Source organism: Streptococcus sp. 27098_8_91, assembly GCF_041432385.1.
In the GTDB taxonomy this organism is placed as follows: domain Bacteria; phylum Bacillota; class Bacilli; order Lactobacillales; family Streptococcaceae; genus Streptococcus.
In genome coordinates this window covers 58,943-81,326 of the sequence record NZ_JAPVZN010000006.1, presented here as the reverse complement: position 1 = coordinate 81,326, position 22,384 = coordinate 58,943, and the positions used below count along the sequence as shown (strand labels likewise).

Genomic DNA, 22,384 nt, shown 5'->3' with positions numbered 1-22,384 from the left:
TTTAGTCTTCCTTATTTTCACCGAAAAATGCTTGGTAGAGAGCTTTAAGGGCGGCTTTTTCTTGGTCTTTATGGACAACAAACATGATAGAAACTTCACTAGAACCTTGTGACATCATTTGGATGTTGATCTTGTTTTCAGATAAGGCACGAGTGGCTGTAGCAGTTACCCCGATATGACGCTTCATTTTTTCCCCAACAATCATAATGATAGAGAGGTCGTGTTCGATTTCAGCGTGATCTACCTCTGCTTTTTGGACTAACTGACGAAGGATTTCTTCTTCCTTGATCGGAGTCAATTCTCGTGAACGTAAGATGATAGACAGGTCATCGATACCAGTTGGCATGTGTTCCCAACCAATATTAAGGTCCTCAAGGATCTGAAGAACTTTACGACCAAAACCGATTTCGCGGTTCATCAGATATTTAGACATATTAATGCTGACAAAGCCAGAATCACCAGCGATCCCAACAACTGGGAATTTGTCGCTGCTATGTTGTAGCACAATGCGAGTACCTGGGTGGTCTGGATTGTTGGTATTTTTAATGACAAGAGGAATTTTCCCACGGTAGGCTGGTAGAAGTGCTTCATCGTGTAGTACAGAGAATCCAGCATAGGCCAATTCACGCATTTCACGGTAGGTCAATTCAGGGATAGAGTGTGGCTTATGGATAATACCAGGGTGAGCTGCAAAGATTCCGTCTACATCCGTAAAGTTTTCATAGAGGTCAGCCTTGACACCAGCAGCAATGATGGAACCAGTAATATCTGAACCCCCGCGTGAGAAGGTACAAATTTGGTCTTCTTTCGTAACACCGAAGAAACCAGGGATAACAAGAACTTCAGTTGAATTGGTCAATTCCTCGATTTTATCGTAACTTGATGGGATGATACGTGCATTTCCAGGTTCGCTCGTAACGACGATACCAGCTTCTCTAGGGTGAACATAACGCGCCTCCAAGCCATTTTGGTTAAAGTAGGCTGCAATCAATTTGGCATTGTTGTTTTCCCCTGCAGCAAGGAAGGTATCGTAAAGAAACTTATTATCTTCAATTGGAAGAGTTGCAAGAGCACGGATGCTTTTTGAAATTTTATCTAAAACGGCTGGTTTAAGACCTAATTCGCTAACCATGGCAGCATAACGATCGATAATCCAGTTTTGGCTTTTACTAATGTCATTTCCAGCTACATAGTCGCGGTAGTATTTAATCAAGGCATCTGTAACCTTAGTATCTTCCGAATCGCGTTTACCAGGGGCAGATACAACCACAAAACGACGTTCAGGGTCACTTTTGACAATATTTAAAACTTTTTCTAACTGACTAGCAGAGGCAAGCGAGCTTCCACCAAATTTAACAACCTTCATAAGAACTCCTAAAGTAAGTATTTTATACGATTATAGCAGAAAGAGGGGCTTTTTTCAATCTGGAAAATTTCCTATATAATTGTTTGAATGTCTCATCAGGAAAGCTTATAATAAAGGTGTAGGGGAAAACTCTTCTGATGAAAGGAGTTGGGAAAGATGATTAAAAGAGTGTTTTATTTAATACTATTCCTTACCTTCGTGATGATTCCTACAAGTATCGGAGCAACTTATCATCCTCTTCCCAGTGGTCGTTTGACTGGAGAAGAATTAGCGATTGAGTATGCTCAGGAAGGTCAGATATCAGTTGAGAGGGCTAAAATTATCTTATCTATAGGCTTGTCAGATAGTCAGTCAAGGACTTATCGAATTCTCTCTGAAAAGATTATCGTCAATCCTAACTATGAAGCTAGAGTCAAGTTTTACTGTCGAACAGATGAGAGTGGACAATTTAGAGGAATCACGAAACTCTTAGCTGCAAGTCAGGTCGACAAGGACGGGGATAAGGAAGTTCCTTTTACAGGGAATCTTTTTGCCTACCTAGAAGATCCAAATCGTGTTTTTTACATGGTTTCAGGAGAATTCTACCATAAAGGATTCAACAAAGAACAGCTCTATCAGAGAGAAGGAGGGCGGATGCTTGAAGTCATTTATGATTTCATGGATGATACAAGTACTGGTTTTCCTTTATTTTTAGAGACCAAACTAAGTTTTTAAAATCGGCCGATACACTTTCGGTCGATTTTTCTCTTGTCTAATAAGCTGGAAAAAGATATAATTCGAAAATAAAATAATTTGAACATCGTTGTAATGTAAAAGAAGTGCCTATGGATCATATTCTCTATCAAGTTCAAGACGATTTAGCGATACTAACTTTAAATCGTCCTGAGGTGGCCAATGGTTTTCATATTCCTATGTGTCAAGAAATTCTAGAAGCATTGGAATTGGCTGAAAAAGATGCATCGGTTTCGTTTATTCTCATCAATGCTGCTGGCAAAGTCTTCTCTGTTGGGGGCGATCTAGTAGAAATGAAACGTGCTGTCGAAGAGGATGATATTGCATCCTTGGCTCAGATTGCAGAATTAGTCAATGCCATTTCTTATAAAATAAAGCAAATTCCTAAGCCTGTCATCATGGAAGTAGACGGAGCAGTTGCTGGTGCAGCTGCCAATATGGCCTTGGCTGTTGACTTCTGTATTGCGTCGGACAAGGCTAAATTTATTCAAGCCTTTGTAGGCGTGGGCTTGGCTCCAGATGCGGGTGGCTTATTCTTGCTGACACGATCGCTAGGAGCGACTCGGGCAACGCAACTTGCTATGACCGGTGAAGCTTTTACAGCTGAGAAGGCTTTAGAAGCAGGAGCTGTCTATCGTCTGTGTGCTAGTGAGCAACTGGAAAAGACAAGAGAGCAACTGTTGAAGAAGTTGAGAAGAGGCTCTACTAACTCTTACGCAGCCATTAAGAAATTGGTCTGGGAGAGCGAGTTTAAGCAGTGGCATGAATATGCAAAATTGGAACTGGAGCTACAGGAAACTCTATCTTATACGGAGGATTTCAAAGAAGGTGTTCGTGCACATTCTGAAAGAAGACGTCCAAAATTTTTGGGGAAATAATAAAATACTTGCGCAATTCTTTGAAGTTTGATATACTTTTTTTGTCAAATGTTTTGATAGTTAAACTTTTTTGATGAGGGAGGGAAGAAAATTGGACTACCAACGGATCAATGACTATTTAACATCTATTTTTAATAACGTCCTTGTGATTGAGGAAGTGAGTTTGAGAGGTAGTCGTTTCAAGGATATCTCTATCAAGGAAATGCACACGATCGATGTGATTGGCAAGTTTCCAGATGTGACTCCAAGTCAAGTGTCCAAAGAGTTGATGGTAACTCTAGGAACCGTGACAACTAGCTTGAACAACTTGGAACGAAAAGGTTATATCGAGCGCTTGCGATCAGATCAGGATCGTCGTGTAGTACATCTGCATTTGACAAAGAAAGGTCGCTTGGTACATCGGCTCCATAGACGTTTTCATAAGGCCATGGTCGAAAGGATCATCGAAGGCATGAGCCCAGAGGAAATGGATGTCATGAGTAAAGGTTTGACCAATCTTTATCAATTTTTGGAGGATTTGAAATAATGGCTTTTGCAAAAATAAGCCAGGTTGCTCATTATGTACCAGAGCAGATTGTCACAAATGAAGATTTGGCTCAGGTTATGGATACGAGTGATGAATGGATTTCAAGTCGAACTGGAATCAAAGAGCGTCGCATTTCTAAGACCGAGTCAACTGGGGATTTGGCTACTGAAGTTGCAAAACAACTCCTAGAGAAGTCAGGGATTTATGCTGAGGAGTTGGATTTCATCATCTTAGCTACGATGACCCCTGATTCGATGATGCCATCTACTGCAACACGTGTACAGGCTCGTATAGGTGCTCGTAAGGCCTTTGCATTTGATCTCACCGCCGCTTGTAGTGGTTTCACCTTTGCCCTTTCAACTGCTGAGAAATTCATATCATCAGGTCGCTTTAGCAAGGGCTTGGTCATCGGTAGTGAAACTATGTCCAAAACCTTGGACTGGACAGATCGTTCAACAGCTGTCCTATTTGGAGATGGAGCTGGGGGGGTCTTGTTAGAAGCAAGCGATAAGCAACATTTTCTAGCGGAGAGTCTCAATAGCGACGGTTCGCGTAGTGAGTGCTTGACCTATGGGCAGACAGGCTTGACGTCACCATTTTCAGTTCAAGAAAATCCAGATGCTTTCTTGAAAATGGATGGCCGAGCAGTTTTTGATTTTGCAATTCGAGATGTTGCTAAGTCTATCAAAGAGACCATAGAAATGAGTCCTGTATCTGCAGAAGAGCTAGACTATCTCCTGCTTCATCAGGCCAATAACCGTATCTTGGATAAGATGGCTAGAAAGATCGGTGTAGATCGTGATAAGCTTCCAGCAAATATGACCAAGTATGGAAATACCAGTGCGGCAAGTATTCCGATCCTATTTTCAGAGTGTGTAGAGGAAGGGCTCATTCGTTTGGATGGAAGCCAAAAAATTCTCTTGTCAGGCTTCGGCGGAGGTTTGACATGGGGCACGCTTATTGTTACAATTTAGGTAATCATGTGGTGAACACATTGTTATAAAAACTATTTATTTTAAAGGAGTCTATCATGGCAGTATTTGAAAAAGTACAAGAAATTATCGTTGAAGAACTTGGAAAAGATGCATCAGAAGTAACACTTGAATCTACTTTTGATGATTTGGATGCAGATTCATTGGACTTGTTCCAAGTAATCTCAGAAATTGAAGATGCTTTTGATATTCAAATCGAAGCAGAAGATGACTTGAAAACAGTTGGTGACTTGGTTGCCTACGTTGAAGAGCAAACAAAATAATTAAAATAAATGAAGAAGGAGTAGGGGAGACCCGCTCCCTCTTGTTTAGGTAATAGTTTGACCGTCAAAGTATAATAAAGTCGAACTATTACCTAAGCAAGACTCATGGAGGCACTATGAAAACACGTATTACAGAATTATTGAATATTAAATATCCTATCTTCCAAGGTGGAATGGCCTGGGTTGCAGATGGTGACCTTGCTGGAGCTGTTTCAAAAGCAGGTGGTCTAGGTATTATCGGTGGAGGAAATGCTCCTAAAGAAGTGGTTAAGGCCAATATCAATAAGATTAGATCTTTAACAGACAAGCCTTTTGGTGTCAACATTATGCTTCTGTCTCCATTTGTTGATGATATTGTTGACCTCGTCATTGAAGAAGGGGTTAAGGTAGTCACAACTGGCGCAGGAAACCCAAGTAAATACATGGAGCGATTTCATGAAGCGGGAATCACCGTTATTCCTGTAGTTCCTAGTGTTGCTTTGGCTAAACGGATGGAAAAAATCGGTGCAGACGCTGTTATTGCAGAAGGTATGGAAGCAGGTGGACACATCGGTAAACTAACAACTATGACCTTGGTTCGTCAAGTTGCAGCTGCTGTTTCCATTCCTGTTATCGCTGCTGGCGGTATTGCAGACGGTGAAGGAGCTGCTGCTGGCTTTATGCTTGGTGCAGAGGCTGTGCAAGTAGGGACTCGTTTTGTAGTTGCTAAAGAATCAAATGCCCATCCAAACTATAAAGCTAAAATTTTAAAAGCTCGTGATATTGATACAACGATTTCGGCACAACATTTTGGACACGCAGTTCGTGCCATTAAAAACAAATTGACTCGTGATTTCGAGCAAGCTGAAAAAGATGCCTTTAAACAAGAAAATCCAGATTTAGAAATTTTTGAGCAAATGGGTGCAGGAGCCTTAGCTAAAGCTGTTGTCCATGGGGATGTGGATGGCGGTTCAGTGATGGCCGGCCAGATTGCAGGTCTGGTTTCGAAAGAAGAAACTGTTGAAGAAATCTTAAAAGATATTTACTATGGTGCAGCTGAAAAGATTCAAGCAGAAGCTGCTCGTTGGGCAGGAGTTACAAGAAATGACTAAAACAGCCTTTCTATTTGCAGGTCAAGGAGCCCAGTACCTTGGAATGGGACGTGAGCTATACGACCAATATGCTATCGTCAAGGAAACAATCGATCAAGCTAGCCAAGTCTTAGGTTATGACCTTCGTGACTTGATTGATAACGATGAAACGAAGCTACATCAGACTCGTTACACGCAACCAGCTATTTTAGCTACATCCGTTGCTATTTACCGACTACTAAAGGAAAAAGGTTACCAGCCTGATATGGTGGCAGGTTTGTCTCTTGGAGAATACTCTGCCCTGGTAGCTAGTGGTGCCTTGGATTTTGAAGCTGCAGTGGCTCTAGTTGCTAAACGTGGGTCTTATATGGAAGAAGCAGCACCAGTAGGATCAGGGAAAATGGTAGCTGTGCTAAATACACCAGTTGAAGTGATTGAAAAAGCTTGTCAAGAAGCTTCTCAACTTGGTGTTGTAACTCCAGCTAACTACAACACGCTGAGTCAAATTGTTATTGGTGGTGAGGTAGTGGCGGTAGATCGTGCGGTTCAACTCTTGCAAGAAGCAGGAGCAAAACGTTTGATTCCGCTAAATGTTTCTGGTCCTTTCCATACAGCTTTATTGGAACCTGCTAGTCAAAAACTAGCTCGAGCCCTGACAGAAGTTGAGTTTTCTGACTTTGCTTGTCCACTTGTTGGCAATACAGAAGCAAAGGTCATGGAAAAAGAACGAATTGCAGAACTTTTGACTCGTCAAGTTAAGGAACCCGTTCGTTTTTATGAAAGTATTGCAGTCATGCAAGAAGCGGGTGTCACTCGTTTTATCGAGATTGGTCCTGGAAAAGTCTTGTCAGGATTCGTTAAAAAGATTAATAAAACAGCTCAACTTGCTAATGTGGAAGATCAAGCAAGCTTAGAAGCACTTCTAGAGAATTAAATTTCATGAGGTAGAAGTTCTGAAAGGAGAAACATGAAACTAGAACAGAAAAATGTCTTTATTACAGGCTCAAGTCGAGGAATTGGTCTCGCCATTGCTCATAAATTTGCCAGCTTGGGAGCCAATGTTGTTTTGAATAGTCGTGGTGAAATCTCCGAGGAACTTCTTGCCGAATTTAAACCATACGGGGTGAAGGTTCTTGCTATTTCTGGTGACGTGTCTGATTTTGCGGACGCAAAACGTATGGTAGACCAAGCCATTGAAGAGCTGGGTTCAGTTGATGTCCTCGTTAATAATGCTGGGATTACTCAAGATACTCTCATGCTCAAGATGACAGAAGAAGATTTTGAGAAGGTCTTGAAAGTCAATTTGACAGGGGCTTTCAATATGACACAATCAGTCTTAAAACCGATGATAAAAGCACGCGAAGGTGCTATCATCAATATGTCTAGTGTTGTTGGTCTCATGGGAAATATCGGTCAAGCCAACTACGCCGCATCCAAAGCTGGTTTGATTGGATTTACTAAATCAGTAGCACGTGAGGTTGCCAATCGCAATGTACGTGTCAATGCTATTGCGCCAGGGATGATTGAATCGGATATGACCGCAGTCTTGACAGATAAAGTAAAGGATGCCATGTTGGCACAAATTCCGATGAAACAATTTGGCCAAGCTGAGCAGGTTGCTGATGTGACAGCCTTTCTGGCTAGTCAAGATTATCTAACAGGACAAGTCATTGCAATTGATGGTGGACTAACTATGCAATAAGAGTTAAAATAGAGGTAGAAGAATGAAACTGAATCGAGTAGTAGTGACAGGTTATGGAGTGACATCTCCAATCGGAAATACACCAGAAGAATTTTGGAATAGTTTGACAACTGGAAAAATCGGAATTGCTGAAATCACCAAGTTTGATCATAGTGAATTTGCGGTGCATAATGCGGCAGAAATCCAGGATTTTCCTTTTGACAAATATTTTGTAAAAAAAGATACCAACCGTTTTGATGCTTATTCTTTATATGCACTATATGCAGCACAAGAAGCAGTGAACAATGCTAATCTTGATGTAGAGACTCTTGATAGAGACCGCTTTGGTGTCATCGTTGCTTCAGGTATCGGTGGAATCAAGGAAATCGAAGATCAAGTGCTTCGACTTCATGATAAGGGACCAAAACGTGTAAAACCATTGACACTTCCAAAAGCTTTACCAAATATGGCATCAGGAAATGTTGCTATGCGTTTTGGAGCAAACGGTGTTTGTAAATCTATCAATACTGCTTGTGCTTCTTCAAATGATGCAATTGGGGATGCCTTTCGTTCCATCAAGTTTGGTTACCAAGATGTTATGCTAGTTGGTGGTTCTGAGGCTTCTATCACTCCATTTGCCATTGCAGGTTTCCAAGCCTTGACAGCTCTTTCAACAACAGAGGATCCAAGTCGTGCCTCTATTCCATTTGACAAAGACCGTAATGGATTTGTCATGGGTGAAGGATCAGGTATGTTGGTTCTTGAAAGTTTAGAGCATGCTGAAAAACGCGGTGCAACTATCCTAGCTGAAGTTGTTGGTTACGGAAATACTTGTGATGCCTACCATATGACTTCACCACATCCAGAAGGTCAAGGAGCTATTAAGGCCATCAAATTAGCCTTGGAAGAAGCTGAGATTTCTCCAGACCAAGTAGCCTATGTCAATGCTCATGGAACCTCGACTCTTGCCAATGAAAAAGGAGAAAGTGGTGCCATTGTATCTGTTCTAGGTAAGGATGTTCCAGTTTCTTCAACCAAATCCTTCACAGGTCATTTGCTGGGAGCAGCAGGGGCTGTTGAAGCCATTGCTACTATTGAAGCTATTCGTCATAGCTATGTTCCAATGACAGCCGGAACAACAGAATTATCAGACTATATTGAAGCAAACGTTATCTATGGACAGGGATTGAAGTGTGGAATTCCATATGCTATCTCAAATACCTTTGGATTTGGTGGGCATAATGCAGTCCTTGTTTTCAAACGTTGGGAGAATAAGTAAAGATGAATTTAAATGAAATCAAAGACTTGATGGCGCAATTTGACCAGTCAAGCTTGAGAGAATTTTCTTATAAAAATGGAACGGATGAGTTGGTCTTCAGTAAGAATGAAGCGAAACTTGTTGCAGAAGCAAGTCAAGCACCTCAAGCTCAAACTACACCAGCTGTAGAAGTAGTTTCAGAATCAAGTGCTAGTGAATCTGTAGCTGAGGGGGACCTTGTAGAAAGTCCACTTGTCGGAGTTGCTTACTTGGCTGCCGGACCAGACAAATCTAATTTTGTTTCAGTAGGTGATACTGTTAAAAAAGGCCAAACCTTGGTCATCATCGAAGCTATGAAGATCATGAATGAAATTCCAGCACCTAAAGATGGTGTTGTAACAGAAATTCTAGTTGAAAATGAAGAAATGGTTGAGTTTGGGAAAGGCTTGGTACGTATCAAATGATTGATATTCAAGGAATTAAAGAAGCTTTGCCACACCGTTATCCCATGCTCTTAGTGGATCGTGTCTTAGAAGTTAGCGAAGATACCATTGTTGCTATTAAAAATGTGACGATTAACGAACCTTTCTTCAATGGTCATTTTCCTAAATACCCAGTTATGCCTGGAGTCCTCATTATGGAAGCCTTGGCACAAACAGCAGGTGTTTTGGAATTATCAAAACCTGAAAACAAAGGAAAGCTTGTCTTCTATGCTGGTATGGACAAAGTTAAATTTAAAAAGCAAGTTGTTCCTGGTGATCAGCTTGTCATGACAGCAACGTTTGTCAAACGTCGTGGCCCAATCGCCGTAGTAGAAGCGAAGGCAGAAGTAGATGGTAAGCTTGCAGCAAGCGGTACTCTGACCTTTGCTATTGGAAACTAGGGAGGTTTTCCATGTTTCGTAAGATTTTAATTGCCAATCGTGGTGAAATCGCTGTTCGTATTATTCGTGCGGCACGAGAGTTAGGAATTGCAACAGTCGCTGTTTATTCAACTGCTGACAAGGAAGCACTCCACACGCTTTTGGCTGATGAGGCTATCTGTATCGGCCCTGGGAAGGCTACAGAATCTTATCTGAACATCAATGCTATCCTTTCAGCTGCGGTCTTGACTGAAGCTGAAGCTATTCACCCTGGATTTGGTTTTTTAAGTGAAAATTCCAAATTTGCAACCATGTGTGAAGAAGTTGGGATCAAATTTATCGGACCATCAGCTCGTGTCATGGATGTCATGGGAGATAAAATTAACGCCCGTGCTCAAATGATTAAGGCAAACGTGCCTGTCATTCCAGGATCAGATGGAGAGGTCCATACAGCAGAAGAGGCTCTTGCTATTGCTGAAAAAATTGGTTATCCAGTTATGCTGAAAGCTTCAGCTGGAGGTGGTGGAAAAGGGATTCGTAAGGTTGAAAAAGCAGAAGATCTCGTGTCAGCCTTTGAAACAGCCTCTAGTGAAGCCAAAGCCAACTTTGGTAATGGAGCGATGTACCTAGAGCGTGTGATCTATCCTGCTCGCCACATTGAGGTACAGATTCTTGCTGACCAGATGGGACATGTGATTCACCTAGGTGAGCGTGACTGTTCGCTTCAGCGGAATAACCAAAAGGTTTTAGAAGAAAGTCCTTCGATTGCTATTGGGAAAACACTTCGTAATGAAATTGGTGCTGCAGCAGTCCGTGCAGCCGAATCTGTTGGTTATGAAAATGCGGGTACGATTGAATTCCTACTAGATGAAGCAAGTGGCAAATTCTACTTTATGGAAATGAATACTCGTGTCCAAGTAGAACATCCAGTAACCGAATTTGTTTCTGGTGTGGATATTGTCAAGGAACAAATCCGTATTGCGTCAGGTCAACCTCTGACTCTGAAACAAGAAGACATTGTTCTAAAAGGACATGCTATTGAGTGCCGTATCAACGCAGAAAACCCAGCCTTTAATTTTGCACCGAGCCCAGGTAAGATTACTAATCTTTATCTACCAAGCGGTGGTGTTGGCTTGCGTGTTGACTCTGCAGTTTATCCAGGGTATACCATTCCACCATACTATGATAGTATGATTGCTAAAATTATTGTTCATGGTGAAAATCGTTTTGATGCACTCATGAAAATGCAAAGAGCTCTTTATGAACTCGAAATTGAAGGGGTCGTCACCAATGCTGATTTTCAACTCGATTTGATTTCAGATCGTCGTGTGATAGCAGGGGACTACGATACTTCATTCTTGATGGAAACTTTCTTACCACACTATCAAGAAAAAGAATAATGTAATACTCTTCGAAAATCTCTTCAAACCGCGTCAGCTTCGCTTTGCCGTAGATATAGGTAACTGACTTCGTCAGTTCTATCCACAACCTCAAAACAGTGTTTTGAGCTGACTTCGTCAGTCTTATCTACAACCTCAAAGCAGTGCTTTGAGCAACCTGTGGCTAGCTTCCTAGTTTGCTCTTTGATTTTCATTGAGTATAAAAATAGTATAAGACTGAAAAGGGGGCTGTATGGCTCTATTTAGTAAAAAAGATAAATATATTCGAATCAATCCCAATCGTTCGACTGTAAATCAACCTCAGATCAAGCCAGAGGTTCCAGATGAGCTCTTCTCCCAATGTCCAGGTTGCAAATATACGATTTACCAAAAGGACCTGGGGAGTGAGCGGATATGCCCTCACTGTGGCTATACCTTCCGTATTTCAGCTCAAGAGCGTTTAGCCTTAACCATTGATATGGGGACGTTTTTGGAAATGTTTAAAGGGATTGAGACTCAGGACCCTTTGAATTTTCCAGACTATCGTAAAAAGTTGACCTTGATGCGCGAAAAGACAGGTCTTGATGAGGCTGTTGTAACAGGAACAGCTTTGATTAAGGGAGAGAAGGTTGTCCTTGGCATCATGGATTCTAACTTTATCATGGCATCGATGGGGACAGTTGTTGGTGAAAAAATTACTCGCTTGTTCGAATTTGCCACAGATGAGAAATTGCCAGTCGTCTTGTTTACAGCTTCTGGTGGAGCACGCATGCAAGAAGGAATCATGAGTTTGATGCAGATGGCTAAAATCTCTGCAGCAGTCAAACGTCATTCCAATGCAGGTCTCTTTTATCTGACAATCCTTACTGACCCGACGACTGGAGGAGTAACAGCTTCCTTTGCCATGGAAGGGGATATCATCTTGGCAGAGCCCCAAAGTTTGGTAGGTTTTGCTGGACGCCGTGTGATTGAAAATACTGTAAGGGAAGACTTACCAGAGGATTTCCAGAAGGCAGAGTTTCTTCTAGAGCATGGCTTTGTAGATGCAATTGTAAAACGGCGAGAATTGCCAGATATGATTGCTCGATTAGTAAGGTTGCATAAGGGGGATTGTTGATGAATATAGCGAAAATCGTCAGAGAAGCACGTGAACAAACCCGCTTAACTGCCTTGGACTTCGCAACAGGAATTTTTGATGACTTTATCGAGCTACATGGGGATCGCTCTTTCCGGGATGATGGTGCTGTTATTGGTGGTATTGGTTTGTTGGGAGACCAAGCAGTAACTGTTGTTGGAATCCAAAAAGGTAAAAGCTTACAAGATAATCTTAACCGTAACTTTGGACAACCCCATCCAGAAGGCTATCGCAAGGCCCTTCGTTTGATGAAGCAAGCTGAAAAGTTTGGCCGGCCTGTTGTAACTTTTATCAACACTGCGGGAGCCTATCCTGGTGTAGGGGCAGAGGAACGGGGTCAAGGTGAAGCTATTGCCCGTAACCTCTTTGAAATGAGTGATTTAAAAGTGCCCATTATTGCCATTATTATCGGTGAAGGGGGCTCTGGTGGCGCTCTAGCTCTAGCAGTAGCTGACCGTGTTTGGATGCTTGAAAATTCCATCTATGCCGTACTGAGTCCTGAAGGATTTGCTTCTATCTTATGGAAAGATGGAACTCGCGCCATGGAAGCAGCTGAGTTGATGAAAATCACCTCGTATGAGTTGTTGGATATGCAAGTTGTAGATAAGGTCATTTCTGAAGTTGGTCTTTCAAGCAAAGATTTAATCAAGCAAGTGAAGGAACAACTCCAAGCAGAACTCGATGTACTTGGTAAACTTCCGCTAGATCAACTCATTGAAGAACGTTATCAACGCTTTAGAAAATATTAAAAAGAAAGCTAGAACTAGGAAAAGGTTCTAGCTTTTTGTCTTCTATAAAAAGACATTTCAGGATTAAGAATTGACAGTTGAGGAAATAACTGCTAAAATAATCAAAAAAATATGTATAATGTACATATAGATTTAGAAACATATCATTTAAGAAGCTACTTGACATGACATGTATAGATATATTTACAGTTCTTTCATTTGAAGAGTTAGAGCAAGTTTCAGGCGGTGGTATGATTTGGATGTTTGATGAAAGAATTTGGACTTGACCTAGTATAGCAACAGATCAGAAAACTATACTTGCTGATGTGACTAGACGTGGTTCTGGTGTTGGCTATTGATAAGTTAAAGGAGTGAGTATGAAAAAACTTTGGCATTTGGGAGTCTATATCTTACTGGTATTTCTATCAGTTTATCTACCAGAGTTAGGGATTATGCATCTGACTAAGTTTTTAGGATGGGGGATAGATGGCTATTCTATCTTTTTAACAGTTGAAGTAACAGCTCTTTTGCTATTATTTATCTACTGGCTCAAAAAGAAAAAGATGCTCTATATCGTTGAAAATGAGTCTTGGAAATGGTCGACAAATCTTTATCTTCTAGTCGCTCTAGTGGCTACTTATTTTGATCGTCAATTGGTGGATGCCTTTCAGTTACAGTTTCATCACTTAATTGATAACAAGTATATCTTTCAAGACCTTCTTTCGATTCTATATTCCAATGGGCAACCAACTTTTCTATCAACTGTTCTCAGTTTTAGTTTAACAGTAGTCGTCGGCCCTATATTGGAGGAACTGATTCATAGAGGGTACTTTATGAATACCTTTTTCCCCCAGTCCAAGTACTACCTGGATGTTATCCTATCTGCTCTTATCTTTGGACTTAGTCATTTGATCCTAACTCACCGAGATCCTATCAGTTTGATCATTTATAGTTTAGGCGGTCTCTTCTATGCCCTTGTCTACCGTTGGACAAAGAACCTGAGAATTACAATCCTATGCCATAGTTTTTTCAACTTTCTCACTTATGCAAAACCTATCTGGATTTTTGTTTATAATTATGTCTATTACCACTTTTTTAGATAGTGGAAGGGAAAGAAAAAAGTGTTTGATCTGAGTCAAACACTTTTTCTATATTATTTAATCTTCTTCTGTCACAAATTGACTGAGGAGTCCATTGATGAAACGAGCTGACTTTTGATCTGAAAAGCTTTTAGCAAGCTCAATGGCTTCGTTAACAGCTACGAGTTGAGGAGTATCAAATGAAGTGATTTCAAAAACTCCTAGGCGTAGTAAATTCTTTTCTACCAAAGTCAGACGATCGATGGTCCAACCAGTTTTCAAATGTTGTGTGATTTGTTTGTCCAGATCATCCTTTTTAGCTTGGACACCAGAAACGAGCTCTACAAGGAAGTTAGGAAGTTGTACGTCTGTATCTTCGCGATCATGTGTGTAGGCGAAGCGACAAGCAGTTTCTAGATCTGAACCAAATTCAAGACTCATCAAGGCTTGGAAAGCACACTTACGTAGTTCACGTCTAGATTCTAATAATGGACTAGTCATTGAGGAAGTCCTCGTCGAATAAGTCTTTTAATTCTGGTTTTGGTGTTTTATCTGGAACGATACCTGCAACGTGAATGTTGACAGCAGAGATTTCAACATCAGCCATGTTACGGACAGCATCCTTAACAGCTTTCTGGATAGCCATAGCAACCTTAGGAACTTTGACACCGTACTCTAGGTAGAGGTAGATATCGGCTGTGAGCTCATCGTTTGCTTCTTTTAGATATACGCCACGACCAAGAGAAAGTTTTGAAAGGGTGTCAGATACTGATTTGTTTGAAAAAGAGTGTACGCCTTCAACTTTCGCAGTTGCAATAGCAATGATTTTTTCTAGTACACGTGGGGCGATGACGATTTCGCCAAGTTGTTCTTCAATTCCCATAGAATGACCTCTTTCTAGTTTCTAGAGATTAGGCGCGAGAAACGTAAGTTCCTTCTGCAGTGTTGATAATCAATTTTTGTCCTGCTTCGATGAAGTCTGGAACGTTCACGACAAGACCAGTTTCCATTGTTGCTGGTTTACCAGAACCTGTAACAGTAGCACCTTTGATAGATGGTTGTGTTTCAGCAACTGTCAATTCAACAGTAGTTGGTACAGTCACACCGATTACTTCAGTTCCGTAGAATTGGATTTTTACATCTGAGTTTTCAAGGATGTAAAGCAATTCGTTTTCAACATTTACAACAGGAATTTCGTATTGGTCATAAGTTTCTGTATTCATGAAGTAAGCTGTGTCGTCCATTTTGTACAAGTATTGAGCTGGAACTGTTTCGATAATAGCTTGCTCAAATTTTTCTTCTGGGCGGTAGCTTGTTTCAAATGTTGAACCAGTACGGACATCACGCAATTTCATACGCATGATAGTGTTTCCTTTACCTGGTTTGTGGTGGCTAGCTTCCAAAACGCGGATCAATTTTCCTTCTGCTGTTTCAAAGGTCATACCAGCCTTTAGTTTACTTGCTTCAATCATGTTTTCACCTCTTTAATAAATATTATTACTCTTCATTTTACCATAAAATCTTCTGGAAATAAAGTCAAAATAGTTAATGGGAGATGGTAGGGGAGAAAAAGAATATTGCCTAGTTAGGTGGAGTGGTTAATGTTAAAGAGTATCCACTATATTTCTTCTCATACTCAATGGAAATCAAAGAGCAAACTAGGAAGCAAGCCGCAGGCTGCTCAAAACACTGTTTTGAGGTTGTGGATAGAACTGACGAAGTCAGTAACCATATATACGGTAATGTGACGCTGACGTGGTTTGAAGAGATTTTCGAAGAGTATTATATTTCAAAAGGCCGAAGTAAGCTTACTCCGACCTGTTAGTATTGTCTTAAAAAGATTGATTTTTATTCTGGTTCTACCAAAATTTTAATTTGTGACTTATCTTGAGTTAATTCGATAAAGCCTTCTTCGATGATATTTTCCAATTTAATTTTCTTAGTAACTAATTTTTCAGCAGAGAAGTAGCCTTGTTCCATCAATTCTAATACTTTAGGGAAGATATGACGATAAGCAATGATTCCTTTTAGTGTCTTTTCTTGGATTGCAAATTCATTCGGATTAATATTTGCTTCCCGTTCCCAGATAGAGACCACCATGCACTCACCTGCTTTATGTACGGCAGCTAAGGCTTGTCCTAAAACTACTGGCACACCCGTTACTTCATAAGAAACATCTACACCACCGTTTGTTAAACGATGAATAGCTTCAACAGCTGTTTCACCTTCTTCCGGACGGACAACGATAGCTCCTAACTCTTCAGCTTTTGCTTGACGTTCAGGTGATAGTTCAACAGCATAAATCTTAGAAGCACCCGCTGCACGAAGGGCTTCTACAATTAAGAGACCAATCGGACCTAAGCCAAAGACAGCAGCAGTATCACCAGCTTTTAGTGCTGATTGACGAACTGCATAAACTGCAACAGCAGCTGGCTCAGTGAGAGCAGCTTGCTCATAGCTTAAGCTATCTGGAATGACATGTACTAAGTCACCGTCTAAAACACAATATTTAGCAAATCCACCGTCTGCAGCCAAACCGACAAAATTAAGGTTTGGATCCAAATTATAATTACCAACTAAGTTATTCTTAGCTAGAATTGGTTCTACAGCAACACGATCACCAACTTTAACACGAGTAACATCGCTTCCGACTTCTACAATTTCACCAGAAAATTCATGTCCCAGTGTTACTGGTGCTTTTTGACCAGAATAGACATGTTCTTCTGTTGGGATGAAGATAGGGCCATCTAAAAATTCGTGGAGGTCAGTACCACAAATTCCTGTGAATTTAACAGCAACTTTTACTTGGTGCGGAAGTACCTCAGGGACTTCTACTTCTTGAATACGAACATCTTTTGCTGCATGCCAGCGAGCTGCTTTCATTGTAGCCATATGAATAACTCCTTATCGTTGCGATTTTTAGTTTTCCTTTTAGGAAACTTTACATGTAATATTGGAAACGCTTTCCTAGTATTTGTCAAGAAAAAACCAACCTCAGGGCTGGTTTCCTTTACATATTAATCTTCTTTTAACTTAGCCAATTCTTGGGCAAGTAGCTTGAGGGCGACTTGTGGGTTGGCTTGGCCTTTGGTCGCTTTCATGAGGAATCCTGTGAAGGCCTTGTCAGCGTTACGTTTTCCTGACTTGAAGTCGGCAACAGCGGCTTCGTTATCCGCAAAGACTTGATGAATAATTGGAATCAAAACATCAGGATCTGAGATTTGAACTAAACCAGCTTTTTCCACGTATTCACGCGCTCCACCACCATTTTTAGCTAGGTGAACAAAGACTTTCTTGGCAATCTTAGATGAAATCGTACCATCTTCGATGATAGCAATCATTTCAACCAAGTTTTCAGGTGTCAATTCGATTTGTTCCAGTGTCTTACCTTCGGCGTTCAAGAATTGAGCGACTTCACCTTGGAGCCAGTTAGAAACTTGTTTGGCATCACCACCGAGGGCGACAGCTTTTTCAAAGAAATCAGAAGTGACTTTATTTGCAGTTAACTGGCTAGCGTCATAGTCTGACAAGCTGAGGTCAGAGACGTAGCGCGCACGGCGTTCTTTTGGAAACTCTGGTAACTCCGTACGCATTTCTTCAATCCACTCGTCAGAAATTTCAAAGAGAGGTAGGTCTGGTTCTGGGAAGTAACGGTAGTCAGCAGCACCTTCTTTGACACGCATGAGGATGGTTGCCTTGTTAGCTTCATCGTAACGGCGTGTTTCTTGGCGAATTTGACCACCAGAGCGAAGGATTTCAGCTTGACGTTGAACTTCGTATTCGAGACCCTTGCGAACATTTGAGAAGGAGTTGAGGTTCTTCAATTCAGTCTTGGTACCGAATTTTTCTTGACCATAAGGACGAAGGGAGATGTTAGCATCTACACGCATTGAACCTTCTTCCATCTTGACGTCAGAAATACCAGCGTACTGGATGACTTCCTTGAGGGCAGTTAGGTAAGCATAGGCTTCCTCTGGTGAACGCATGTCTGCTTCAGATACGATTTCAATCAAAGGCACCCCTTGGCGGTTGAGGTCAACATAAGAGTAACCATCTGTACCATGGGTGTTTTTACCAGCGTCTTCTTCCAAGTGAGCACGTTCAATACCGATTTTCTTAGTCGTACCATCTTCTAGTTCCACTTCAATCCAACCGTTGTAACCGATTGGTTCATCAAACTGAGAAATTTGGTAGGCTTTAGGATTATCAGGGTAGAAGTAGTTCTTGCGGTCAAAGTGCATCTTCTTATGGATGTCCATGTTAAGAGCGAGTGCAGCCTTGATACCAGCATCGACAACACCCTTATTGAGAACTGGCAGAACTCCTGGGAAGGACCAGTCAATCACGTTAGTGTTGGCATTTTGGTCATTTCCAAAGTGGGCAGAAGTAGGTGAGAAGATTTTTGAATTGGTGTTGAGCTCTACGTGGACTTCAAGTCCAATGACTGTTTCAAAGTTCATTAGTTATCACCTCCAAAAATCACAGGTTGTTGTTTGTGGTAGTCTGTTGTTGCCTCAAAAGCAGCAGCAGCTTGGTAGATAGTTTCTTCAGAGTATTTAGGACCGATCAATTGGAGTCCTACTGGTAGACCTTGAACAAATCCAGCAGGAATAGAAATCCCTGGTAGACCAGCTAAGTTGACAGGAATTGTCAAGAGGTCAGCCAAGTACATAGCAACTGGATCATGGTTGAGCGAATCCAAGTCGTAGGCAACGCTAGGAGCAGTTGGTCCCAAAATCAAGTCATAATCCGCAAAGACTTTTTCAAAATCTTGGATGATGAGGGTACGAACTTGACCAGCCTTCTTGTAATAGGCGTCGTAATAACCTGATGAAAGGCTGAAAGTTCCAAGCATGATACGACGTTTCACCTCTTCACCGAAACCTTGGCTACGGCTGTTTACATAGATTTCATCAAGATTAGTCGCATCCTCTGCACGATAGCCATAACGGATACCGTCAAAACGTTGCAAGTTTGATGAAGCTTCAGATGAAGCGATGATGTAGTAAACGGCAACACCGTATTTAGAGTGAGGAAGGCTGACTTCTTCGACGATAGCACCGAGTTTTTCAAAGTGTTTGGCCGCATTCAGAATGGTTTCCTTAACCTCTGGGTCAATCCCTTCACCAAGATATTCCTTAGGCAAAGCAATTTTCATGCCCTTGATGTCTTGCCCGATTTTTGAAGTAAAGTCGGCAATGCGGATAGGAGCAGAAGTAGAGTCTTTGGCATCTTCGCTAGCAATAGCGTTGAGCAAGAGGGCGTTTTCCTTAACAGTTGGTGCGAAAGGTCCGATTTGATCTAATGAGCTACCGAAGGCAATGAGACCGAAACGAGAAACTGTTCCGTAGGTTGGTTTGAGACCAACAATCCCGTTGAAGGTAGCAGGCTGGCGGATAGAACCACCAGTATCAGAACCCAGTGATAAGCGAACTTGGCCTGAGGCTACAGCTGCAGCAGAACCACTTGATGAACCACCAGGAACCTTGCTATGGTCCCAAGCATTTTTAGTGGCACCGTAGTGGGAAGTCTCACCTGAACCACCCATGGCAAACTCGTCCATGTTGGTTTTCCCAACAACGATCATGCCCTTAGATTTTGCATTGGCAACAGCTGTCGCATCAAAGATTGGCTCGTAGTTATAAAGCATTTTTGAGGCTGCAGTTGTGAGGATACCGTCTGTAGAGATATTATCTTTGACTGCGAGCGGAATTCCTGAAAGGACATTGTCAGCGTCAATTCCAGTTTCGTCAATAGCTTTAGCTTGAGAAAGAGCTTGATCTTCAGCGATAGTGACAAAGGCATTGATAGCTTCTTCACGTGCCTTGATATCTTCAAGCGTTGCTTGCGTTAGTTCGGTTGCAGAAATTTCCTTAGATACAAGGAGATTATGCAACTCTTCAATCGTTTTATTGTTAAAAGTCATTAGGCATCTCCTCCATCGTCCAGGATAGCTGGTACCTTGATATAGTAATTGTCTTTTTTAGGTACATTTTTAAATAAGCGATCACGGTCAGTTCCTTCTTCGGCTACGTCTGGGCGAAGAACGGTCTTGCGATCTGCCATGGTAGTCGTTGGTTCAACACCAGTAGTGTCAACTTCGCCCAGCAATTCGACCATATCAACAATCTTAGACAAGGTTGTCGCAAAGGCAGCAGTTTCTTCTTCTGAGAATTTTAATTTTGAAAGATTGGCAACGTGTGTTACCTCTTCTTGCGTAATTTTCATCTTGCATCCTTTCGTGAAATGATGATTATTTATCTGTTCTATTTTACCATATTTTCCTATAAATAAGGGAGGGATAAGTGAAAAGAAATAGAAATTGAAAAAAATGCTAAAATCCGATATAATGGAGTGTTGAAAGGAATGGTAAAATCCAATGTAGAAATCATTCTTAGTTATTGAAACAAGAAAAATAGAGAATCAAAGAAAGAGAACTTATGAATATTCAAGAAGAAATTAAGAAACGCCGTACCTTTGCCATCATCTCTCACCCGGACGCGGGTAAAACGACTATTACAGAGCAATTGCTCTATTTTGGGGGAGAGATTCGTGAGGCAGGTACTGTAAAAGGAAAGAAAACTGGGACTTTTGCCAAGTCTGACTGGATGGATATCGAGAAACAACGTGGGATTTCGGTCACGTCATCTGTTATGCAATTTGACTACGATGGTAAGCGCGTGAATATCCTCGACACACCAGGACACGAGGACTTCTCAGAAGATACCTACCGTACCTTGATGGCGGTGGATGCTGCGGTCATGGTCGTGGACTCTGCCAAGGGTATCGAGGCTCAAACCAAGAAATTGTTTGAGGTCGTGAAACACCGTGGCATTCCAGTCTTTACCTTTATGAACAAGCTAGACCGTGACGGTCGTGAGCCACTGGACCTCTTGCAAGAATTAGAAGAAGTCTTGGGCATTGCGAGCTATCCGATGAACTGGCCAATCGGGATGGGGAAAGCCTTTGAAGGACTCTATGACCTATATAATCAACGCTTGGAACTTTACAAGGGGGATGAGCGTTTTGCTAGCCTAGAAGATGGAGACAAGCTTTTTGGAAGCAATCCTTTCTATGAGCAAGTCAAAGACGATATTGAGCTTTTAAATGAAGCTGGGAATGAGTTTTCAGAGGAAGCAATCCTTGCTGGAGAATTGACGCCTGTCTTCTTCGGTTCAGCCCTGACAAACTTTGGTGTGCAGACCTTCCTTGAAACCTTCCTCAAGTTTGCTCCAGAACCACATGGGCATAAGAAAACAGATGGCGAAATTGTGGATCCTTACGACAAGGATTTCTCAGGATTTGTCTTTAAAATCCAAGCCAACATGGACCCTCGTCACCGTGACCGTATTGCCTTTGTCCGTATCGTGTCAGGTGAATTTGAGCGTGGGATGAGTGTTAATCTGCCTCGTACTGGTAAGGGGGCTAAACTGTCTAATGTCACTCAGTTTATGGCGGAAAGTCGTGAGAATGTGACCAATGCCGTGGCAGGTGATATTATTGGAGTTTACGATACCGGTACTTATCAGGTTGGGGATACCTTGACAGTTGGAAAAAATAAATTTGAATTTGAACCTCTGCCAACCTTTACACCTGAAATTTTCATGAAAGTTTCTGCTAAGAACGTCATGAAGCAGAAATCCTTCCATAAGGGGATTGAGCAATTGGTTCAAGAAGGAGCTATTCAGCTTTATACCAACTACCAAACAGGTGAATATATGTTGGGTGCCGTTGGTCAATTGCAGTTTGAAGTCTTCAAACACCGTATGGAAAATGAGTACAATGCAGAAGTGGTTATGAGCCCAATGGGTAAAAAGACAGTTCGCTGGATTAAACCAGAGGATTTGGATGAGCGTATGTCTTCAAGTCGAAACATCTTGGCTAAAGACCGCTTTGACCAACCTGTCTTCCTCTTTGAAAACGACTTTGCCCTCCGCTGGTTTGCGGACAAGTATCCAGACGTTGAGCTAGAGGAGAAGATGTAACTCAGTACGAACAATTGGAACTAAAGTTCCTAATTGTTGGACGCTAGTCGCTATTCGGCGAACTAGCTAACTGCCTTACTAACTACGTTTGGCAAATAGAATCGATTTGCCAAACTCCGTGTCGTAATCTAATAAACGGTAACCGCTATGGCGGTTTACCTAAACGCTTCACTAGGCAAAACCCACGAATGGTATCGATTCGTGGGTTTTGCCGTCGTAACAGAAAGGAAGCGGTCTAGCTAACTGCCTTACTAACTCATCGGCGAAAAATAATCGTTTTCGCGTTTTCGTGTCCTAATGAAAAAAGAGTGCCTGAGTTGGTAACTTACCTTAAAACTATTGCAAAAAGCCAAGAAAATCCCTTCCTTGGCTTTTGTTGTAGCTTGCTATTTAGAATTTTCCTATAGTAGATTGAAATAGGGTATGAACAAATCAATTAGCAAAGTTAAA

25 protein-coding genes are annotated in these 22,384 nt (G+C 41.6%); 17 read left to right on the top strand and 8 right to left on the bottom strand.

What is annotated here, in order from left to right:
- Nucleotide 1: 1 nt before the first annotated feature.
- The gene (locus O3611_RS06710; protein ID WP_371608160.1) at nucleotides 2-1,366 is read right to left on the bottom strand and encodes an aspartate kinase; all 1,365 of its coding nucleotides are present in this window, start codon (nucleotides 1,364-1,366) and stop codon (nucleotides 2-4) included.
- Nucleotides 1,367-1,522: 156 nt separating this feature from the next.
- On the opposite strand from O3611_RS06710, the gene O3611_RS06705 reads away from it, so the two are divergent.
- The 16 genes from O3611_RS06705 to O3611_RS06630 all read left to right on the top strand — a co-directional run bounded on the left by O3611_RS06705 (nucleotide 1,523) and on the right by O3611_RS06630 (nucleotide 13,973).
- Entirely contained in the window at nucleotides 1,523-2,080 is a 558-nt protein-coding gene (locus tag O3611_RS06705) for a hypothetical protein (RefSeq protein WP_371608159.1), read from the top strand.
- 110 nt (nucleotides 2,081-2,190) lie between these two features.
- Nucleotides 2,191-2,976, top strand: coding sequence for an enoyl-CoA hydratase (locus O3611_RS06700; protein ID WP_371608158.1), 786 nt, complete (start codon nucleotides 2,191-2,193; stop codon nucleotides 2,974-2,976).
- A 91-nt stretch (nucleotides 2,977-3,067) separates the two neighbouring features.
- Complete coding sequence (locus O3611_RS06695; protein ID WP_075232026.1) at nucleotides 3,068-3,502, top strand: MarR family winged helix-turn-helix transcriptional regulator; 435 nt, start codon at nucleotides 3,068-3,070, stop codon at nucleotides 3,500-3,502.
- Nucleotides 3,502-4,476: a beta-ketoacyl-ACP synthase III gene (locus O3611_RS06690; protein WP_371608157.1), complete on the top strand. Its 975-nt coding sequence runs from the start codon at nucleotides 3,502-3,504 to the stop codon at nucleotides 4,474-4,476. Before O3611_RS06695 ends, O3611_RS06690 begins: the two co-directional genes overlap by 1 nt.
- A 56-nt stretch (nucleotides 4,477-4,532) precedes the next feature.
- A complete protein-coding gene (locus O3611_RS06685) occupies nucleotides 4,533-4,757 on the top strand; it encodes an acyl carrier protein (protein WP_000257838.1) in 225 nt (74 codons plus the stop codon).
- 116 nt (nucleotides 4,758-4,873) lie between these two features.
- Nucleotides 4,874-5,848 (top strand): enoyl-[acyl-carrier-protein] reductase FabK, encoded by a 975-nt coding sequence (gene fabK / locus O3611_RS06680; RefSeq protein ID WP_371608156.1) that lies wholly within the window; start codon nucleotides 4,874-4,876, stop codon nucleotides 5,846-5,848.
- Nucleotides 5,841-6,761: an ACP S-malonyltransferase gene (gene fabD, locus O3611_RS06675; RefSeq protein ID WP_248034679.1), complete on the top strand. Its 921-nt coding sequence runs from the start codon at nucleotides 5,841-5,843 to the stop codon at nucleotides 6,759-6,761. Before fabK ends, fabD begins: the two co-directional genes overlap by 8 nt.
- A gap of 33 nt (nucleotides 6,762-6,794) precedes the next feature.
- Nucleotides 6,795-7,529 (top strand): 3-oxoacyl-[acyl-carrier-protein] reductase, encoded by a 735-nt coding sequence (gene fabG / locus O3611_RS06670; protein ID WP_248034678.1) that lies wholly within the window; start codon nucleotides 6,795-6,797, stop codon nucleotides 7,527-7,529.
- A gap of 22 nt (nucleotides 7,530-7,551) precedes the next feature.
- On the top strand, nucleotides 7,552-8,787 hold the full coding sequence (gene fabF, locus O3611_RS06665; RefSeq protein WP_371608155.1) for a beta-ketoacyl-ACP synthase II: 1,236 nt from the start codon (nucleotides 7,552-7,554) through the stop codon (nucleotides 8,785-8,787).
- 2 nt (nucleotides 8,788-8,789) lie between these two features.
- Nucleotides 8,790-9,230, top strand: a complete 441-nt coding sequence (gene accB, locus O3611_RS06660; RefSeq protein ID WP_371608154.1) for an acetyl-CoA carboxylase biotin carboxyl carrier protein — start codon at nucleotides 8,790-8,792, stop codon at nucleotides 9,228-9,230.
- Nucleotides 9,227-9,649, top strand: coding sequence for a 3-hydroxyacyl-ACP dehydratase FabZ (gene fabZ / locus O3611_RS06655; protein ID WP_371608153.1), 423 nt, complete (start codon nucleotides 9,227-9,229; stop codon nucleotides 9,647-9,649). Before accB ends, fabZ begins: the two co-directional genes overlap by 4 nt.
- Nucleotides 9,650-9,660: 11 nt before the next feature.
- Nucleotides 9,661-11,028: an acetyl-CoA carboxylase biotin carboxylase subunit gene (gene accC, locus O3611_RS06650; RefSeq protein WP_371608152.1), complete on the top strand. Its 1,368-nt coding sequence runs from the start codon at nucleotides 9,661-9,663 to the stop codon at nucleotides 11,026-11,028.
- Between the two features lie 232 nt (nucleotides 11,029-11,260).
- Nucleotides 11,261-12,124 (top strand): acetyl-CoA carboxylase, carboxyltransferase subunit beta, encoded by an 864-nt coding sequence (gene accD / locus O3611_RS06645; protein WP_371608151.1) that lies wholly within the window; start codon nucleotides 11,261-11,263, stop codon nucleotides 12,122-12,124.
- Nucleotides 12,124-12,891, top strand: a complete 768-nt coding sequence (locus O3611_RS06640) for an acetyl-CoA carboxylase carboxyl transferase subunit alpha (protein WP_371608150.1) — start codon at nucleotides 12,124-12,126, stop codon at nucleotides 12,889-12,891. The genes accD and O3611_RS06640 overlap by 1 nt, the downstream gene beginning before the upstream one ends.
- 164 nt (nucleotides 12,892-13,055) lie before the next feature.
- Nucleotides 13,056-13,157 carry a bacteriocin gene (locus O3611_RS06635; protein ID WP_282434667.1) on the top strand — a complete coding sequence of 34 codons (102 nt, stop codon included), beginning with the start codon at nucleotides 13,056-13,058 and terminating at the stop codon, nucleotides 13,155-13,157.
- A 90-nt stretch (nucleotides 13,158-13,247) separates the two neighbouring features.
- Nucleotides 13,248-13,973: a CPBP family intramembrane glutamic endopeptidase gene (locus O3611_RS06630; RefSeq protein ID WP_248034671.1), complete on the top strand. Its 726-nt coding sequence runs from the start codon at nucleotides 13,248-13,250 to the stop codon at nucleotides 13,971-13,973.
- A gap of 54 nt (nucleotides 13,974-14,027) precedes the next feature.
- Here the strand turns inward: O3611_RS06630 and nusB are convergent, their stop codons facing one another.
- The 7 genes from nusB to gatC all read right to left on the bottom strand — a co-directional run bounded on the left by nusB (nucleotide 14,028) and on the right by gatC (nucleotide 20,177).
- A complete protein-coding gene (nusB, locus tag O3611_RS06625) occupies nucleotides 14,028-14,450 on the bottom strand; it encodes a transcription antitermination factor NusB (protein ID WP_049503062.1) in 423 nt (140 codons plus the stop codon).
- Entirely contained in the window at nucleotides 14,443-14,832 is a 390-nt protein-coding gene (locus O3611_RS06620) for an Asp23/Gls24 family envelope stress response protein (protein ID WP_049503061.1), read from the bottom strand. Before O3611_RS06620 ends, nusB begins: the two co-directional genes overlap by 8 nt.
- 28 nt (nucleotides 14,833-14,860) lie before the next feature.
- Nucleotides 14,861-15,421 (bottom strand): elongation factor P, encoded by a 561-nt coding sequence (gene efp / locus O3611_RS06615; protein ID WP_000568646.1) that lies wholly within the window; start codon nucleotides 15,419-15,421, stop codon nucleotides 14,861-14,863.
- A gap of 376 nt (nucleotides 15,422-15,797) precedes the next feature.
- Complete coding sequence (locus O3611_RS06610; RefSeq protein ID WP_371608149.1) at nucleotides 15,798-16,841, bottom strand: 2,3-butanediol dehydrogenase; 1,044 nt, start codon at nucleotides 16,839-16,841, stop codon at nucleotides 15,798-15,800.
- 125 nt (nucleotides 16,842-16,966) lie between these two features.
- Nucleotides 16,967-18,409 (bottom strand): Asp-tRNA(Asn)/Glu-tRNA(Gln) amidotransferase subunit GatB, encoded by a 1,443-nt coding sequence (gene gatB / locus O3611_RS06605; RefSeq protein WP_248034668.1) that lies wholly within the window; start codon nucleotides 18,407-18,409, stop codon nucleotides 16,967-16,969.
- On the bottom strand, nucleotides 18,409-19,875 hold the full coding sequence (gene gatA, locus O3611_RS06600) for an Asp-tRNA(Asn)/Glu-tRNA(Gln) amidotransferase subunit GatA (protein ID WP_248034667.1): 1,467 nt from the start codon (nucleotides 19,873-19,875) through the stop codon (nucleotides 18,409-18,411). Before gatA ends, gatB begins: the two co-directional genes overlap by 1 nt.
- Nucleotides 19,875-20,177: an Asp-tRNA(Asn)/Glu-tRNA(Gln) amidotransferase subunit GatC gene (gene gatC / locus O3611_RS06595; protein WP_248034666.1), complete on the bottom strand. Its 303-nt coding sequence runs from the start codon at nucleotides 20,175-20,177 to the stop codon at nucleotides 19,875-19,877. Before gatC ends, gatA begins: the two co-directional genes overlap by 1 nt.
- Before the next feature lie 212 nt (nucleotides 20,178-20,389).
- Between gatC and O3611_RS06590 the strand changes: the two genes are divergently transcribed.
- Complete coding sequence (locus O3611_RS06590; RefSeq protein ID WP_311522608.1) at nucleotides 20,390-21,934, top strand: peptide chain release factor 3; 1,545 nt, start codon at nucleotides 20,390-20,392, stop codon at nucleotides 21,932-21,934.
- The last annotated feature ends 450 nt before the right edge of the window (nucleotides 21,935-22,384 follow it).